The sequence below is a fragment of the Segatella maculosa DSM 19339 = JCM 15638 genome, assembly GCF_000382385.1.
GTDB classification, from domain to species: domain Bacteria; phylum Bacteroidota; class Bacteroidia; order Bacteroidales; family Bacteroidaceae; genus Prevotella; species Prevotella maculosa.
In genome coordinates this window covers 1-16,033 of the sequence record NZ_KB908339.1, presented here as the reverse complement: position 1 = coordinate 16,033, position 16,033 = coordinate 1, and the positions used below count along the sequence as shown (strand labels likewise).

The window sequence follows — 16,033 nt, the reverse complement described above, 5'->3', positions numbered from 1 at the left end:
GAACCGGCACATCCCCCTCTCACGTCGCTGAGACCCGGGTCTCACGTGCGTGAGATCCCCCTCTCAGCGCAATGAGATCCCCCTCTGAATGAAACGAGAGGGGGATGTTTCAACTTCTCAATCACTGACGCATCATGAGAAAACCCGTATGCTTTGCCTTATTCTGTGCGATGACGTGTGCCGTCCATGCCCAACCAGCAGGCGGAACATCGCTTGCCGACCGCCCCGATGCCAAGGAAATCAACTTCCTTGACAATGCTTTTGCGGGTACATCGAACCCGGCTGCGCTGTCGTTCAACACCATTCACACGCTCACCCGCGCCACGGTGAACACCCAATTCTTGCGCGGTGGCTTCCATGCCATAGATGAATCTCGGCGCGACAACGCCCTCTCGGTGGATATCTTCGGGTTGAAGCGTATCGGCAGGTTAAGCCTTTCGGGCAACATCGTCTACCTGAATGCGAAGGGTTATGACCACCGTTGGAACAATACCGCGCTGCTCTCCGACCGCAATCCGTTCGTCTTGGCCGACTCTGTGGCAAGCGATGTGAACCGCGAACAGTTTGGTATGCATGCTGCAGCAGCCCTTCAGTTGTCGGAAAAGCTTGTGGCTGCGTTGAAATTCCGGTTCACGACGGTTGCGCTTTCCGACCAAACAGACCCTCGACCGAAGACCAATGCCATGCATTTCGAGGTCGTTCCGGGCGTTATCCGACAGCTGAACGGGCACAACCGCATAGGGGTTGCCGGGCACATTGACGTCTATCGGTCGGACATCTCACACACCGTGATGAACAATTTGGTGAACAATGTGTATTTCCTGATGCGGGGAATGGGAGATTATGTGCAGTTTACCTCGGGCGGTAATGCAAATTATACGCGGAATTATCGCGGAACTCGCTTTGCCGGTTCGCTGCAATGGCACTACACAAAAGGTGACGCTTTCGGCAATATGCTCGAAGTGCGCATGGCAGAGAACCGTGAAATGGCCGAAGATGGAGGTGCGTCCTATACCTATAAAGGCGGTGATTATGACGCCACGCATCTCGATTTCTACGATCGGTTGACGTTCCGCACGGGCACAAGCCTTTGGCATCAGTTCATTTTGCGTGCCGCCTTGGCTACCGATAACGGCTTCTGGTATGATCAGGTGAAGCGGGTAGACACGGAACATGCTAATAGAACCTACTATGAAGTGCTGAACAAATCGAAGGTGCACCGCTCCGTTTATACGCAGGCCGGCTTGGAATATCGGTTAGATGAACGCAAGGGAACAGACTGTTCCGCGTGGACAGCCATTTTTAAAAGCGGAGTTTCCACGCAGGAAACCACGCATTACGAGGCCGAAAGCTATAAGCAGAAGTACAGTATGCTGCATGCGGAGGCCGATTTCACAAAGCGATGGAAATGGAACAACAGCAGGATTGCGGCCACGTTGGGCGTATGTTATGCCACAGGATTGGGCGATCCCACCTATAACTCGGTGCGCGATAAACTCGTGGACAGCTATTCCAAGCCCATGTTTGAATATGCCACAGCCTCACAGACCGGTTTTAAGGCACGCCTTGCCATTGATATTCCCGTCAGCATGTATGGCACACCGACGTGGGTCACGCTGTATGCGCAGGCCCTGAACACGTTTTATATGGGCAACAACCGCTATTCCGCGTGGTATAAGAACACGTCGCGCAGCATGATAGATGCAGGTGTAAGCCTCACGCTGTAGGTTGGCAAACGATAGCATGAGCAATGAAATCTTTAATGAACAATATGAAACCAAGAAATAAGATGAAAAAGAGTTTAATCGGCCTGCTGCTCGCGTGGCTCTCGGTTGCGGGAACGATGCAGGCAGCCCCGGCAAAGCATGGATTTGCCATCGTTGTAGACCCCAAGAGTCATGCCGAGGCCAAGACAGAGATAAATGAATATGCGCATGCCATAGAGACCTTGCAGGGCCTGAAGGTGCATATCGTCATCGACAAGTGGGGCGTTCCCGACTCTATCCGAAAGGAACTGTACCGCCTCTACCGCCAAAAAGACGGTATTATCGGTGCCGTGCTCATGGGAGATATACCGGTTGCCATGATACGTGACGCGCAACACCTCACGAGTGCCTTTAAGATGGACCAGCAACATGACCGGAAAGAATCGTCTGTTCCATCGGATAGATACTACGATGACTTTGACCTTCGGTTCGAATATATCGGAAAAGACGATGACAGTCCCTATTTCTATTACTCGCTTTCTGCCTCGTCTGCACAGGTAGTTCAGCCCGAACTGTTCACCGGTCGCATTCGTCCTACGGCCAAGGGTGCGCTCCGTTACGAGCAGTTGCGCCGTTATCTGCGCAAGGCTACAGCCGAGAAGCAACGCCACAACAGGCTCGACCAGATGATGTATTTCAGTGGACACGGCTATATTTCGGCTTCCATGGAGGCCCGTATGGATGAAAAATTGGGCTGGTATGAGCATTTTCCATGGCTGAAGACACAAAAAGATGGCATCAGCTACATTGATCATAGTCAACAAGACAACGTGAAGTTCCTCTTGATGAACGAACTCCAGCGGCCGGAACTCGACTTTGCGATGCTCCATCACCACGGTGCTCCCGACACACAATACCTGAATGGCGCACCACAGATAGCCTCTTCAGAGGAAGCCAAGGCCATGATAAGGGAATATTGTCGCAACTATCTGCGCACACGTGTGCAGAAAGGGCAGGACAAGGACAGTGTGACGCAGGTGCTGTGCAAGCGTTTTGACATTCCGGACACGTGGCTTTCAGATGCTTTCGAGCCGGCAGTCATTCGCAAGGACTCGCTTTCTGCGGTCAACAAAGACCTTGTGCTTGCGGATTTCTCCACCTATTCGTATGCTCCCGACTGCCGTGTTGTGGTGTTAGATGCCTGTTTCAACGGTTCGTTTCATCTCGATGACTGCATTGCCGATGAGTATATCTTCGGACAAGGTCACACGATTGCCTGCATTGCCAACACCGTAAACGTTCTTCAGGACAAGTGGGCCGACCGCTATGTGGGCCTGCTCGGTCTCGGAATGTATGTGGGCAACGTGGCCCGTTTCAGCGGTTATCTGGAGTCACATTGCATCGGCGACCCCACGTTTGCCTTCACTCCGGCCGTGAAAATGGAAGAGGTGAACGACCTGTTGGCTTCGAACGACCCCGTGAGATGGCAGAAATATATCGGCGAAAACACCCTGTCCGACCTTCGCTCGATGGCCATGGAGAAGCTATGGCAGCAAGGCAGGCTCTCTTCGGCACAGCTGTTGCGCATCTTCCGCACGTCGAAATCGGCCTTGGTGCGCTTGCAGGCTTTGGTGTTATTGGCCGAAGCACGCGATGACAACTTCATCGAAGCGATGAAACTCGGCGTCGATGACAGCTATGAACTCGTGCAACGCTTTGCCATCAATTACATCGGAAAGAGCGGAGATGAACGCCTTGTGCCGGCCTTGATAGGCAAATCGATCTCAAACAATACCTCGGAACGTTGCAATTTCAGCCTGATGAACGCCATGACCATGTTCCGGAAAGAACCGCTGATGGCTGAATTTGTCCGCCAATTCGACCGACCCGAGGTGCGCTATGTGCAGAAAAGCCAAGTGAGAAAGGATATAGAAAAGGCGATAAATAGCAATGCCGGCAAATGGACGGAGTACATGGAGAACATTATTGGCAGCGATACTCCGATCAAACGTCGCCTGATGAGCATCCGAACCTCACGCAACTATTGTCCGCCCTACTATGTTCCTCAACTGTTGGAATACCTTGAGAAGTGCGACAATCCCGATATTCAAGTAGCCCTCTTCGAGACTTTGGGCTGGCGACGCTACTCCTATATGGCTCCTCGCATTGCAGCTTTTGCCAAGGCTTGCAGTGAGGACAGCCGCTATGCAGAGTCCGTTCGCAAAGAAGCCTTGAAGACCTACAACCGTTTGAAATGAGAGGCACGCTGCTCTTTCTGCTGCTGTGGGTATTGAAAATGGGGGCGGCCGCGCCCTCGTTTGCCCCGCTTCCCTTGGCTGTAGACAACTCCAAGGCAGCCGCTTTCCCGCCCATCATCGACCAGAAAGGGGGCTCCTGCGCGCAAGCCTCAGGCATTGGCTACATGTTCACCTATGAGGTCAACCGCCTGTTGAGGCGCAATGCTGCCGCAAGTGAGGCCAACACGTTTGCCTATCTCTTTACATGGAACTTCGTCAACGGCGGAGAAGATGCCGGAGGCTTCGTTGATGAAGGGCTGACCATCGCCAAGAACTACGGTGTGATGACGAATGCCGACTACGGATATGCCTCGGCCACGCAGTTCAAATGGGCTTCGGGCTTCGACAAATACCTGCGTGCCATGCGCTATCGCGTGCGCCAAATCCGCTCGTTGCCTTGTACCACCGATGCCGAGATTGAAGCGATAAAGCGTTATCTCTATGACAAAGGCGACGGAATCGGCTCGGGAGGTGTGCTCACCTTCTCTACCCGAAGCATCGGATGGCTCATCGACAACAACTATCAAGGGCCGAGCATGACGGGATATCATAGCCTGCTCAAATCGCTTGCCACGACCGGGGCACACGCCATGACCATTGTTGGCTATGACGACCGCGTGGAATACACCGACGCCGAGGGCACATTGCATCATGGGGCGTTCATCGTTGTGAACTCATGGGGCACATTTTGGGGCGACAATGGCCGCTTCTACCTGCCTTATCGCTTCTTTACGCACCGCTCATCGGCCTCAGAACAGGTGTTGGGCAGCACGATGTTGGGGTGCGAGGCTTGTATCCATGCCCCTTCCCTCGTGTATAAAGTGCGGCTGAACTACACTTCGCGCAACGATCTTGCGCTGACCTACGGGGCCTCTGACAATCCTTTTGCCACCTCTATGCTGCAACGTTACAACAGTGTTATCTTTGATAATCAGGGCGGAGACTACAGCATGCAGGGCAGTTATACGTCGGATAAGGGCGGAAACATGGAGCTTGCACTCGATGTTTCGGGCTTGCTTCCTTCGCCTGCGCACCGGTTTGGCAAGTGTTTTCTGAACGTTATCCGTTCGCAACAAGGTCGGAAATACGGGGAAGGAACGCTTGAATATCTTTCTGTTTTCGACTATCGCGATGCCAATGCCCCGAAAGAGTATGTCTGCCGCAACGTTTCGGGCACGCCGTTGGCGCTCGGAAGCAATCTGTTCGGCGTGCAGTTGCGCCATGCCGGACACTTCTCGGCCAACCGCCACAGTCCTGTTATGCCACAAGGCACCCTCGACACGCGCACATTCCTGCTGTGCACGGCTTCCGGACACTATGCCAAGCTGCGCTTCACGGGCTCGCCCGACCGTCCACGACTCACTTATACCCTTCTGAAATGATGAAAAAAAGCTTCTTTTTCATGCTTCTCGTAGCAACGCTCTTGCTCGCTTCGTGTGGTGAAAACCATGATGTGTCGCCTGCAGACTCGCCTGTGGGCAAGCAAGGGGAACTGGCGCTGCCGGTCGATGACGCCCATTGGACTTATTATTCCTTGGAACAAGGGAAGATTGTGGGCACGAGCCTGTTCGGCGATGGCAACGAAGATGCCCGTTGGAAACAGCGCACCGATTGGGATATTGCCGTGTGTGGCGACTTGTTGAGGACCAACAGCGGCAGTTCGGGCGTGGGCGAAGGGGGCCTGCAAGTCCTCGATCGTGCGTTTCCTTCGGTTGAAGAGGCACCCCGAAGCGGATATACGGTCGATGATTTTCAATGAAACGGACTCCCAAAACACAGTTTTTTCGACCGTTTTTTTGTCTGATTTTTTGCTCAAATGTTGCGTAAATTAATGTTAAACAACCGGCGTTTTACATTTATTTACAAATGGGAAGGTTGATAATCAGACGGTTATGCTCCCTAAGAGAAATGATCAAGAGAAAAGAAAGACGAAGAAAAAGAAGTAGAAAGCGTCGCCGTCGTCGCCGTTTCTCCTCAAGTTGATTTTTATTTTCGCCGCCGCCGTCGTTTCCGCTTTTGTGCTTAAAAAACAGTGCGGGCTGGTATGGGGCATAAAAAAAAATCTGCGAAAGTCTTGCAATCGCTTGCAGAATTTTGTATCTTTGCATGCAGACGAGACCGAAAAACATGTCCCTTGTGTCGCATGCAACGTTGGTTGGGGGAGGCAAGACAGCGCAAGCGAACCAATATGACTGAGACAGCATCGCGAAATGACTGATATTACCATGCAAAAAGACCGAAATTACCGCGTAAAATGGCTGAGATTGAATTACAGAATGGCTGCGATAGGCATGTAGGGACGCACGGCCCGTGCGTCCGCCCAGCACGGTTGACAAGTAAACACATGGACGAGTGAACGAGTTGCATACTTTGAGGCATGTAGGGACGCACGGCTCGTGCGTCCGCTCAAGGAGATTGAAATACAAATGCACGATTATTAGGGCGGACGCACGAGCCGTGCGTCCCTACATGCCTCTTGCATGCAAAGCATTTTTTAATAGAACTAATCATAAAGTTCAAAGTTAAAAATTCAATGTTAAAAGTCAAGGTCCCTACATGCGTTCGAATCGCGCGTCCTATCAGCCATTTACGCATCAGTTCGGCCATGAGACACTGCCCGTGCACATTGAAAATAGCAGGCAATTGGAGTTATTTTTAGAGGAACTTTTCCCGAACTTCGGGTAAATATCGTATATTTGCAGGCAAAAGAGGAGTAGAAACAATGAGACAAATCATCAACCATTTCACCGACGACGACCTTTATAAGTTCTCCATGTGCTGTGCCGTCATCGACAATTATCCCCGTGCACAGGTGCGTTATCAGTTTGTCGACCGCAACGACACGGTCTATCCCGATGGCTTTGCCGACGAACTGCGCCGCCAAATCGAGGCCTTGGAGGGCGTGGTCATCACAGATGAGGAGATAGACTTCATGAAACGGCGCTGTACGTTCATGCCCCATTGGTTCTTTCAATACCTTCGTGGCTATCGGTTTTCGCGCGAATGGGTGAAAGTATGGCAGGAAGAAGGTCGCTTGCACGTGGAGTTCGAGGGCAGTTGGTCGGACACAATCCTCTTGGAAGTAAAGGTGTTGGCCATGATTTCCGAGCTTTTCTACATGATGACAGGCCAAACGGAGCTGTTGAATTATGAGCGGTTGTATCAGAAAACACGTGAAAAGGCCGACCGATTGTTGGCTGCCGGCTGCGTATTTTCAGACTTCGGAACACGTCGCCGCGCCTCTTTCGAAGCCGAAAATACGGCTGTCAGAGCCTTGAAAGACAGTGCGTTGAGCCACGATTGGACAGGGAAATTCGTCGGAACCAGCAATGTCTACATCGCCATGTTGCACGATTTGCAGCCCGTGGGCACCATGGCGCATGAGTTTATCTGCGCCATCGGTGGCATGTTCGGGCCGCAAATGGCCAACCATCTGGCCATGAACGCATGGCGAAATACCTTCCGTGGTGCCCTTGGGACCTATCTTTACGATTCCTTCGGCTGGGATATCTTCGCGCTGAACTTCTCGGAAGACTTCGCAAACCTGTTCAAAGGACTGCGCATAGACTCAGGAAACGACTACGAACAGTTGCAGAAAATCGTTGCAAAATACCGTTCGTTCGGCATTGATTCCCGGTCGAAACAGGTGGTGTTCTCCAATGCTTTGGACACCGACCGCGCCATCGAAATCCAGCAATATGCCCGTAATCTCTGCTTGCCTTCATTCGGTATCGGCACCCATTTCACCAATGATTTCGAGGGAATTGAGCCGATGAACATCGTCATCAAGCTCGTTGGGGCGAAGATAACCGAGCGTTGGCCCTACTATAACGACACATGTAAGCTGTCGGAAGACCCCGGAAAGCACACCGGGAAGCCCGAAGTTATCAAGCGATTCAAGGAGGCTTTGCATATATAGGGAGCCTCCCCCGACTCTCCTAACACCCACCCCGGCCCTCCCAAAGGGAGGGAGAGCGAACTTGTAAGGGGAGAACCTGTATCTATGAGAATGCTGTTAGCTCGCTCTCCCCTCCTTTGGAGGGGCCGGGGGAGGCTTTCTCTGCTCGCGCTCCCTCCCTTTGGGAGGGCCGGGGTGGGTATCAGAAGGGGCCGGGGGAGGCTTTCTCCATCACCTTCCCAACAGCTTTTTGAGTTGATGGTCAACCGTTTGAAAAGTGAAATCGGCTGCCCGACGGTGCACACCTTCAAGGATTTCCGCTTGCAGATGGGCGTCGCTCAACAGTCGATTGACCGCTTTGGCAAGGCTTTCTGCATCGCCCACGGGTACAAGCAGGCCCGCTTTGCCGTCGTCGAGGATTTCTCTTGGACCCGTAGGGCAGTCGGTTGCCACCATTAACTTGTTGAGCAAGAGGCCCTCGACGAGCACCGTTGGCAGTCCTTCGAACTTAGCACTGTGCACAAGCAGCCTACTTTGCTGCAGCCACGGATAGGGATTGGCGCAGAAACCGAGGAAGACGGTGCGGTCATCGATGCCCAATTCGTGGGCTGTTTGGCGGAGTTTGGCCTCCGATTTACCCTTCCCGATGATGTATAACCACTCCTCGCGCCCGAATTTCTCGCGCAATATGGCATACGCCCGCAGCAAGGTTGTAAGGTCTTTCTGCGACTCTTCCAATCGTTCGACAGCCAAAATGAAAGGTCGTTCGAGGCGTTCATCGGTGGGTATTTGGGCCGCTTTCCGTTGGATAAGCACCGGGTCTTTCGCGTTATAAATCACATCCAGCTTCGCTTTCAGGTGGGGAAACAACTGGCACCCCTCTGCTTTCATGGCCTTGGAAATGGTCACGACCCGGTCGTAATGCTCCAATTCACGACCTATCCGCTGCATTCTTCGCGCGTTTTGTTGCATAGACTGCGCGAAACTGAAGTGGAAGAAGGCAATCTTTTTCACGTGTATGGGGCGCAGAAACGAATAAGCACAGCAGTCGAAATCGATGAAAATATCGGTCGTGGCAGCCAGTTTTTCAATCGCTTTTCGTGCTTTGTAGCGGCGAATAGGATTGATAATGAGCTCGTCAAAGGCCTTTGCAAGGGGTGGAGCCTGCTTGAGTGCACGCCTTTGGGGAATGTATGTGAGGACTTTTGACTGCGAGAAATAAACGACATTCACGCACTTTGGCACCTCCCGGGCATAGACTTCGAGGTGGCCCATGGCCGTTGCAATAGCGAGGGTGAGCTGAAACCGGTCGTCTTGGGCAAGGTGTTTCAGGTATTCAGTCAGCACGGTATCAATCCCACCGTCGAGAAATCGCGACATGAGAAAGACGATACGGAGCGGCGGTTGCCTGTCGGTTGTCGGTTGTTCGTGCAGCATAATGAATGGTCAATAGGGATTAAGGCGGCGTGGAGAGCCGTTAAGGTTTATGAAGAGTGCCGTTTTTCCTGCCTCTCTTCGATGAGTTTGGCCACGATGGCGAACTGATAACCAGCGTCGAGCACGGCATGTATCAGTCCCGGGAGGCCGTCCAAGCAACCCCGTTTCAGGAAGTAGGACTTAAAAAAACGGAAGGTCGGGCGGCAAAGCAAGGCCATAATGCCATGGTTTTTCTTGCGTCGGCGGGGCACTTCATAGTCAGAATAGGTGTTGTTTTTCGCAATGATGTCGGCCACGGTGTCGTTGGCAAGGTGCTCAAAGGCAAGGTCTTGCCTCGCAGAAGGTATCTTGATGACTCGCCCGTTTACCTCCGGTGAGGCGTGAATGACGGGCGGCCAGTGACAACGCTCGCGTTTCAAGAACCGAAGCACATAGTCGGGGTAGCTGCTGTGCATCATTCTTCCCATGAAATAGTTCTTGCGTGGAATGGCAATTGCGGCGAAACCGGTCGGCTTTTGAATAGCTTCATAGAGATAATGGCGTAAGGCGCAGGGCACAATCTCGTCGGCATCGACCACCAACACCCACGGATTTTCTGCCCTGTCGATGGCAAATTGGCGGGCCGGTTCAACGATGCGGTGTTCGCCTTTGGGGAAGGTGACAACCTTGCAACCGTGGGAATGCGCGATGTCGAGCGTGCGATCGGTGCTCTCCATGTCGCAGATGAGCACCTCGTCAAAGTCTTTCACCGCTTCAAGACAGGCATTCAGGTGTCGCTCCGCATTGTAGGTGTTGATGACAACCGTGATTTTTTCATTTCCGTTCATGTTTGCAAATATACGAATTATATTCTTTTCCGCTCTTGTTTCGGTCCGATAAAAAAACTTCATGGCCCAAAATAAGGGTCGGGGTGGGTTCTTTCATGCCGCAAAATAATCCGTTCAAAGTCATGGTTTTATCGGAGTTTATTACTACTTTTGCCTTGTGATTGATGAAAATTCGGCCGAATGGTGCGCTGTCAACTGGGCGATAGGGCACGAACAAGGCAACATCACATTGCATCGGGGCCTAAATTGGGGCCCAAAACGATGGAGACCGAAGAACAAGGCGCATGGAAAAAGCCTTTTGAAGCATTAAAACAGGCATTTAAGAACAGTAAAAACGGGAATGATATGATATTGTTGAGTTTTGACACCGAGGAGTTTGACGTGCCTCGCGAGCATGGTGTAGACTTCTCACTCGAAGAAGGAATGCGCGTTTCTGTTGAAGGAACCACTCGGATTCTCGATATATTGAAGGCCAACGGCGTGCGGGCTACGTTCTTTTGTACAGGAAACTTTGCCGAACAAGCACCCGAAATCATGGCGCGTATCAAGGCCGAAGGGCACGAGATTGCCTGCCACGGCGTTGATCATTGGCGGCCGAAGTCAGACGATGTGTTTCGTTCAAAGGAGATTATTGGGCGAGTTTCGGGCGTGAAAGTGGCAGGATACCGGCAGCCCCGCATGTTCCCTGTGTCGGATAATGACATCGAACGGGCCGGATTCCTTTACAATTCGTCACTGAATCCGGCCTTTATTCCCGGCCGATATATGCACCTCACGACGCCAAGGACATGGTTCATGCGTGGCCCCGTCATGGAGATTCCGGCCAGTGTCAGCCCACATTTGCGCATACCTCTCTTTTGGTTGGCCCTTCATAACTTCCCCGAATGGCTCTATCGCAGCTTGGTTCGCCAAGTGTTGCGCCACGATGGCTACTTCGTCACCTATTTTCACCCTTGGGAATTCTATGATTTGAAGCACCATTCCGAGTTCAAAATGCCGTTCATCATCAAGAACCACAGCGGGAAAGCACTCGAACAGCGACTCGACCGCTTTATCAAAGCCATGAAAAACGACGGGCGTTCGTTCGTCACATTCATGGAATTTGTCAACCGACAGAAGAAATCCGTATGATAAAACTTGCCACAGTCTCTCCCTGCTACAATGAAGAAGAGGTGTTGGAACAGTCGGCCGACCGGCTCACGGCACTCTTTGAAGACCTTATTCGCCAAGGGAAAATCGCGGAAGACTCGCTGATTGTCTTCGTCAACGACGGCAGTCGCGACCGCACATGGGAGATTATCACCCGGCTACATGCCCGAAATCCGCGTATTCGGGGCATCAACTTGGCACACAACGTGGGCCACCAGAACGCCATTATGGCCGGAATGATGACGGCAAAAGACTGGGCCGACGCCGTAATCACGCTCGATGCCGACCTGCAAGACGACTATCTGACGTGCATTCCGCAGATGGTTGACGACTTCATGGCAGGCAATGACATCGTCTACGGCGTGAAGGTTTCGCGCAAGGCCGACCCGTTGCTCAAGCGAATGTCAGCGCAAGCGTTCTACCATCTGCAGGAGAAAATGGGCGTGAACAGCATCTTTAATCATGCCGACTTCCGACTGTTGAGTCGCCGGGCCTTGGAGATGCTGTCGGGATATAAGGAACGTAACCTCTATCTTCGCAGTCTTATCCCACTCATCGGCCTCCGTTCAACGACCGTAGACGACCCCATCAGCGAGCGCGAAGCAGGGCATTCAAAATACACTTTGCGCAAGATGCTTGGCTTGGCCCTTGACGGTATCACGTCGTTCTCGGTGAAACCGATTTACTATGTGATTTATCTTGGCCTCGTGTTCCTGCTGATCAGCCTCGGTATTCTGGCCTATGTCATTCATGCTTTCATCAGTCATACGGAGGTAGCTGGCTGGGCTTCACTCATACTCAGCGTGTGGCTTGTCGGCGGAATGCTGATGGTTTCGATCGGAGCCGTGGGCCTTTACATCGGCAAAATCTATGAGGAAGTGAAGCAACGCCCGCTTTATAACATCAGTGAGATATTGAAGTAGCAAGCCCGAATGACCGCTTTTATCAAACGATTTTGGCTGCGTTGGCAGAAAGACTTCTGGCGATTGTTCCGTTTCGGCATCACCGGAACGATCTGTTCGGCCATTCATTACGGCATCTATTGCCTGTGTCTGCTCGTCACCGAGGCCAACCTTGCCTATACGGCCGGCTATGTCGTGGGCTTGGTTTGCAATTACGGACTGACCACCTACTTCACTTTCAAAGGCAAACCCACGAAGGGCAACGCCGCAGGCTTTGCCGGTAGCCACCTGCTGAACTATCTTTTGGAGATAGGATTGTTCAACCTTTTCCTTTGGTTGGGCGCGGGCAAGTGGCTTTCGCCTGTTCTCGTGATGCTGATAGCCGTTCCCATCAACTTTGTGTTGCTCAGGTTGGTGTTCGTTCGCAGGCAGAAAGTGGCCCGATAGAAGTTCAATGAGAAAGAATTCGGTTGGCAGTTGACGCGTAAACGGGTAAACAAGTTGATTGTTTACACGCATGTAGGGATTTTGACATTGAAGTTTGAACATTGAACTTTGACCTTTATGATTAGTCTTATTATGAAGATGATTTGCAAGCAAGAGGCATGTAGGGACGCACGGCTCGTGCGTCCGTCCTAATAATCGTGCATTTGTGTTTCATTCTCTTGCGCGGACGCACGAACCGTGCGTCCCTACATGCCTCTTGTCAACGATCCATTTTATCATTCAGCAAATCATAAAGGTCAAAGTTCAATGTTCAAACTTCAAAGTCAAAACCCCTACATGCCTATTGCGTCCATTCAACAATCCAATTTCAGCCATTTTGTCGTGTAATCTCACTCATTTTACCGTGCGAAATCACCCATTTTCTCATTAAAAAGTGCCGATTCTTTATAACTCATTGATTATAAGCACTTATAAAATTGAAAAAAGGAAAAGGGTTACGATTTGGTTACTACTCAAATTCCCCGGACTTCCTTGATTTGCTGTCGTTTCAAACAACTCTTGTTATTGATGCAAAGATAAATAAAATATGCTGTACGCCCAAAGAAAAACTTATTTTTTCTTGTTAGACAGAATTTTCTGCTGTCATATCGATGGTTTAATTGTCCTGCTGAAATCTTTCTCATCTTCGGCAGGAATAAGTTATGCCCTCTCTTCGCAAACTTCGCTATCAGGCATAACCCATTCCTGCCTTTAGCATGACCGACGAAAAGAGGCAGGGAGCTGTCTGTCGAAAGGGAATTCGGCAAATCTGCTTCCTGCCACTTTTCTGTGTATCGGCCATACTTTCTAAGGTATGGATTCCGGCAAGACAATTTTTCAGATTTTTCTTTTTCGATGTTTTTCCTTCTCTTGGAGGCGGTAGTAAAAGCCGCATTGTTTGTCGTCGGAGAAGTCGGAGCTATTCAGGTGGTGATAAATCCCTCACCCGTCTACCTCCGACACCTCCGACTTGTCTGACAAAGCCGTAGGAAAAGTACACGCCTGCCCATCGCAGCAAGTCCGAAAGGCAGACTTCGTACCTTTCCTTTTCCGTCTTTGTCTTCTATAGGTGGCTTTTACACGCCCGCTTTATTAACACATACCTCCACTTATCTGATTGTATGGCATGCAATCAGATTTTTGATTTCATCCGAATCTGTCTCTTTTCCGTTTACCTCCATTTCGATGCGGTCTTCACCGTATCGCATCCGTTGGTCGTCCCCGTTCAGGCGCAAAGGTAATTCCGGGATGCTACGCTGCTGCAAGGTCGGAGCCTTCGGTTTTGGAGAAAATCTCCACGCCTGCGCTCCACTGCGTTTTGCTCCGGGTAGTATTTTCCCTCAAAAACCTTGCATTCGCTCATCCCTACCTTTGTGAGGCACCTGAAACGAAAACGACCGATGCGACAGGAAGACGCATTAAAAAAAATGTCGGATAAACGAGAGACAGATAAGCAGTGAAACTCAACTCCCTCAAGCTCTTGGATCCGCATTAAATATTAAAACCCTTAGAAAAATGGAAAAGTCAATCAACATTCACCGAGCCTTGCGCGCAACCCTCCGCCTGCTGCTCACAAGCGTTATAAGCATCGTCTTTGGAGCAGTCGGTGTGGTTGTCGGTTTGCTTGCGGAAATCGTCGCAGGCATTCTCCGCACCCTTTGGGCAATAGTCCTCTACGTGCTCACCCTCGTAAGTATTCTCGCCCTTATTCTTTGGATATTCACCCTATAAACATAAATCAAGATGAAAACAAGACACAGCAAGACACCCAGCCAGCAATGCCGATACTACGAAGTGGACAATATCTTCGAGTATATGTATGAAACCTACATCAACGGCAATCATTCGCAACTGAAAACATTGTACAAGGAGTTGCGCAGAGAAGCAAGAAAAGAGTTTATCGCATTCTGCTTTGAAATGGTCAGTCCCCAACACAGAATGCGAGAGAAATGGTTTTTGCTTGTTGTTCATAAAGCGTTGTTTGGTGACGGGTGCGCATGAAAAACGGTCATGCGCCGCCCGTCGGGGTTGGATTGAAATTGTCTTACTTAACTTTCTTGTGGATATAGTGGCAACAGGTGCGCCTTATCCGTAGTCTTTTTCTTTCATTGTCGTTTCTTGTTAACAGGTTATATAAAATCGCGGATGTCGAAGTCTTCGATGCGCGCGGGAAGGACGAGCGGTTTTGCCTCTGCGGCACGGGCGGTATAGAGGTCGATGACCTCGTTGACCCTGTCGGAGATGCCGGCGAAGCTCTCGGTGAGCTTTTGAAAGAGTTCCGTCTCGGCGATGTCCTTGAAAGTCTTGCCGGCGTGGAGCTTTTCTGCTTCGTCCGCCTCGGGCTTCCTCACGGACTTCACCGCCCTGTCGATGTCCTCGAAGCTCGTTCCCCTTGCCGCAGGTGTGTCGGGCTCATCGTCTTCTGCGTCTTCGTTTCCGCCTGCAACATCATTTATCCTGATGTCGGTGAAGGTTTCGTCGAGGCAGTCGGTGGGAACTTGTCGGGAAAGCTTCTCGTCCGTTTCGTCGGCAAAGGTAGTGTCTTCGACGTCTACTGCCTCCGTTTCTTCCTGCGTGGCAGCTTGTGGCGCCGTAGTGGCAGCGAGTGGCGTCGTCCTTTCCTGTTGTGCGGGTACGGAGGCCTCCATTTTGAAACGGCTCTTACCCACGACATCGGCCGCCTCGTCCTGCGCTTCGCGCTTCTTTTTGGTTTCTTCCTCTGAAGCCGTTTGCTCTTTGACGGCGGACAGCCGGCTCAAAAGGTGATAGGCCAGCCAAGCGTTGTATGCCAGCAGGGCAATGATGAGAAAGGTGGTCATAGCTCCATGTTCTTAAGCAGGGCTTCCTCATTGAGGGCTTTGAGCTCCTCGCCGTGTGTTCTGAAATGTTCTTCGAGCATGTTGCACAGTAAATCAGAGATGTTAATCCTGTTGCTGCATATAAGCTGTACGATTTTGAGCATCTTCTCATGATAGACGACCGGAATGTACACCTGTTTGCCGTCTCTTGCCGTGTAATGCGTCTTCTTCAAGAATATTTCCCTGTAAAGGGAGAGGTTGTCTTTCTTTTCCATTGTCTTTTGTTTTTAGAATATTGAACTGTTGTTTTCATATAACTTTTTGATTTCTTCGCCGAAATGCTCGAAGTGGTAGGTCAGTACATTATCTATATAGCTGAACAGAGACACCTCGTCCTTGGCGATGATGCGCAGGATACGCTGTATCCGTTCGTGGTACTCCTTGCGGATGTACACGGTCTTACCGATACGGGCAGGGATGTCCACTTCCTTGTGAAAGGCGGCAAGGTATTCCTGCTCCCTGTCTTTCGACCG

At 51.2% G+C, this 16,033-nt stretch carries 15 protein-coding genes; 10 read left to right on the top strand and 5 right to left on the bottom strand.

All coding sequences use genetic code 11. The features are described 5' to 3' along the window. Positions 1–134 precede the first annotated feature (134 nt). From H164_RS0112365 to pncB, 5 genes are all read left to right on the top strand, one after another. Positions 135–1,727 carry a DUF6850 family outer membrane beta-barrel protein gene (locus H164_RS0112365; protein ID WP_036873203.1) on the top strand — a complete coding sequence of 531 codons (1,593 nt, stop codon included), beginning with the start codon at positions 135–137 and terminating at the stop codon, positions 1,725–1,727. A 62-nt stretch (positions 1,728–1,789) separates the two neighbouring features. After that, positions 1,790–3,964, top strand: a complete 2,175-nt coding sequence (locus tag H164_RS0112360) for a HEAT repeat domain-containing protein (protein ID WP_026356363.1) — start codon at positions 1,790–1,792, stop codon at positions 3,962–3,964. Next, entirely contained in the window at positions 3,961–5,385 is a 1,425-nt protein-coding gene (locus H164_RS0112355; protein WP_019968908.1) for a C1 family peptidase, read from the top strand. Before H164_RS0112360 ends, H164_RS0112355 begins: the two co-directional genes overlap by 4 nt. Continuing rightward, the gene (locus H164_RS0112350; protein WP_019968907.1) at positions 5,382–5,762 is read left to right on the top strand and encodes an HmuY family protein; all 381 of its coding nucleotides are present in this window, start codon (positions 5,382–5,384) and stop codon (positions 5,760–5,762) included. Before H164_RS0112355 ends, H164_RS0112350 begins: the two co-directional genes overlap by 4 nt. Positions 5,763–6,725: 963 nt before the next feature. Continuing rightward, on the top strand, positions 6,726–7,922 hold the full coding sequence (pncB, locus tag H164_RS0112340) for a nicotinate phosphoribosyltransferase (RefSeq protein ID WP_019968905.1): 1,197 nt from the start codon (positions 6,726–6,728) through the stop codon (positions 7,920–7,922). 210 nt (positions 7,923–8,132) lie between these two features. Here the strand turns inward: pncB and H164_RS0112335 are convergent, their stop codons facing one another. Together H164_RS0112335 and H164_RS0112330 are read right to left on the bottom strand one after the other, a co-directional pair. Next, positions 8,133–9,338 (bottom strand): glycosyltransferase, encoded by a 1,206-nt coding sequence (locus H164_RS0112335; RefSeq protein ID WP_019968904.1) that lies wholly within the window; start codon positions 9,336–9,338, stop codon positions 8,133–8,135. A 47-nt stretch (positions 9,339–9,385) separates the two neighbouring features. Next, positions 9,386–10,165: a glycosyltransferase family 2 protein gene (locus H164_RS0112330; RefSeq protein WP_019968903.1), complete on the bottom strand. Its 780-nt coding sequence runs from the start codon at positions 10,163–10,165 to the stop codon at positions 9,386–9,388. A 345-nt stretch (positions 10,166–10,510) separates the two neighbouring features. Between H164_RS0112330 and H164_RS0112320 the strand changes: the two genes are divergently transcribed. The 5 genes from H164_RS0112320 to H164_RS0112290 all read left to right on the top strand — a co-directional run bounded on the left by H164_RS0112320 (position 10,511) and on the right by H164_RS0112290 (position 14,703). Continuing rightward, complete coding sequence (locus H164_RS0112320) at positions 10,511–11,296, top strand: polysaccharide deacetylase family protein (RefSeq protein WP_025830415.1); 786 nt, start codon at positions 10,511–10,513, stop codon at positions 11,294–11,296. Further along, a complete protein-coding gene (locus tag H164_RS0112315; RefSeq protein WP_008565894.1) occupies positions 11,293–12,237 on the top strand; it encodes a glycosyltransferase family 2 protein in 945 nt (314 codons plus the stop codon). Before H164_RS0112320 ends, H164_RS0112315 begins: the two co-directional genes overlap by 4 nt. Positions 12,238–12,246: 9 nt before the next feature. Beyond that, positions 12,247–12,663 (top strand): GtrA family protein, encoded by a 417-nt coding sequence (locus H164_RS0112310; RefSeq protein ID WP_019968900.1) that lies wholly within the window; start codon positions 12,247–12,249, stop codon positions 12,661–12,663. A gap of 1,554 nt (positions 12,664–14,217) precedes the next feature. Next, positions 14,218–14,433: a hypothetical protein gene (locus H164_RS0112295; protein ID WP_019968898.1), complete on the top strand. Its 216-nt coding sequence runs from the start codon at positions 14,218–14,220 to the stop codon at positions 14,431–14,433. A gap of 12 nt (positions 14,434–14,445) precedes the next feature. After that, the gene (locus H164_RS0112290; RefSeq protein ID WP_019968897.1) at positions 14,446–14,703 is read left to right on the top strand and encodes a hypothetical protein; all 258 of its coding nucleotides are present in this window, start codon (positions 14,446–14,448) and stop codon (positions 14,701–14,703) included. Positions 14,704–14,831: 128 nt separating this feature from the next. On the opposite strand, the gene H164_RS0112285 is transcribed toward H164_RS0112290, so the two are convergent. From H164_RS0112285 to H164_RS14650, 3 genes are all read right to left on the bottom strand, one after another. Continuing rightward, positions 14,832–15,521 (bottom strand): hypothetical protein, encoded by a 690-nt coding sequence (locus H164_RS0112285; RefSeq protein WP_019968896.1) that lies wholly within the window; start codon positions 15,519–15,521, stop codon positions 14,832–14,834. Then, on the bottom strand, positions 15,518–15,775 hold the full coding sequence (locus H164_RS0112280; protein ID WP_019968895.1) for a DUF3408 domain-containing protein: 258 nt from the start codon (positions 15,773–15,775) through the stop codon (positions 15,518–15,520). Before H164_RS0112280 ends, H164_RS0112285 begins: the two co-directional genes overlap by 4 nt. Before the next feature lie 12 nt (positions 15,776–15,787). Next, positions 15,788–16,033, bottom strand: a 246-nt coding sequence (locus H164_RS14650) for a DUF3408 domain-containing protein (protein ID WP_019968894.1), incomplete at its 5' end; no start/stop codon positions are given.

Excerpts from the sequence above, each read along its gene's own strand:
- H164_RS0112355 (WP_019968908.1), top strand. The coding sequence starts at position 3,961 with ATGAGAGGCACGCTGCTCTTTCTGCTGCTGTGGGTATTGAAAATGGGG.
- H164_RS0112360 (WP_026356363.1), top strand. The coding sequence starts at position 1,790 with ATGAAAAAGAGTTTAATCGGCCTGCTGCTCGCGTGGCTCTCGGTTGCG.
- H164_RS0112295 (WP_019968898.1), top strand. The coding sequence starts at position 14,218 with ATGGAAAAGTCAATCAACATTCACCGAGCCTTGCGCGCAACCCTCCGC.
- H164_RS0112330 (WP_019968903.1), bottom strand. The coding sequence starts at position 10,165 with ATGAACGGAAATGAAAAAATCACGGTTGTCATCAACACCTACAATGCG.
- H164_RS0112310 (WP_019968900.1), top strand. The coding sequence starts at position 12,247 with ATGACCGCTTTTATCAAACGATTTTGGCTGCGTTGGCAGAAAGACTTC.
- H164_RS0112280 (WP_019968895.1), bottom strand. The coding sequence starts at position 15,775 with ATGGAAAAGAAAGACAACCTCTCCCTTTACAGGGAAATATTCTTGAAG.
- H164_RS0112315 (WP_008565894.1), top strand. The coding sequence starts at position 11,293 with ATGATAAAACTTGCCACAGTCTCTCCCTGCTACAATGAAGAAGAGGTG.
- H164_RS0112285 (WP_019968896.1), bottom strand. The coding sequence starts at position 15,521 with ATGACCACCTTTCTCATCATTGCCCTGCTGGCATACAACGCTTGGCTG.
- H164_RS0112335 (WP_019968904.1), bottom strand. The coding sequence starts at position 9,338 with ATGCTGCACGAACAACCGACAACCGACAGGCAACCGCCGCTCCGTATC.
- H164_RS0112350 (WP_019968907.1), top strand. The coding sequence starts at position 5,382 with ATGATGAAAAAAAGCTTCTTTTTCATGCTTCTCGTAGCAACGCTCTTG.
- pncB (WP_019968905.1), top strand. The coding sequence starts at position 6,726 with ATGAGACAAATCATCAACCATTTCACCGACGACGACCTTTATAAGTTC.
- H164_RS0112365 (WP_036873203.1), top strand. The coding sequence starts at position 135 with ATGAGAAAACCCGTATGCTTTGCCTTATTCTGTGCGATGACGTGTGCC.
- H164_RS0112290 (WP_019968897.1), top strand. The coding sequence starts at position 14,446 with ATGAAAACAAGACACAGCAAGACACCCAGCCAGCAATGCCGATACTAC.
- H164_RS0112320 (WP_025830415.1), top strand. The coding sequence starts at position 10,511 with ATGATATTGTTGAGTTTTGACACCGAGGAGTTTGACGTGCCTCGCGAG.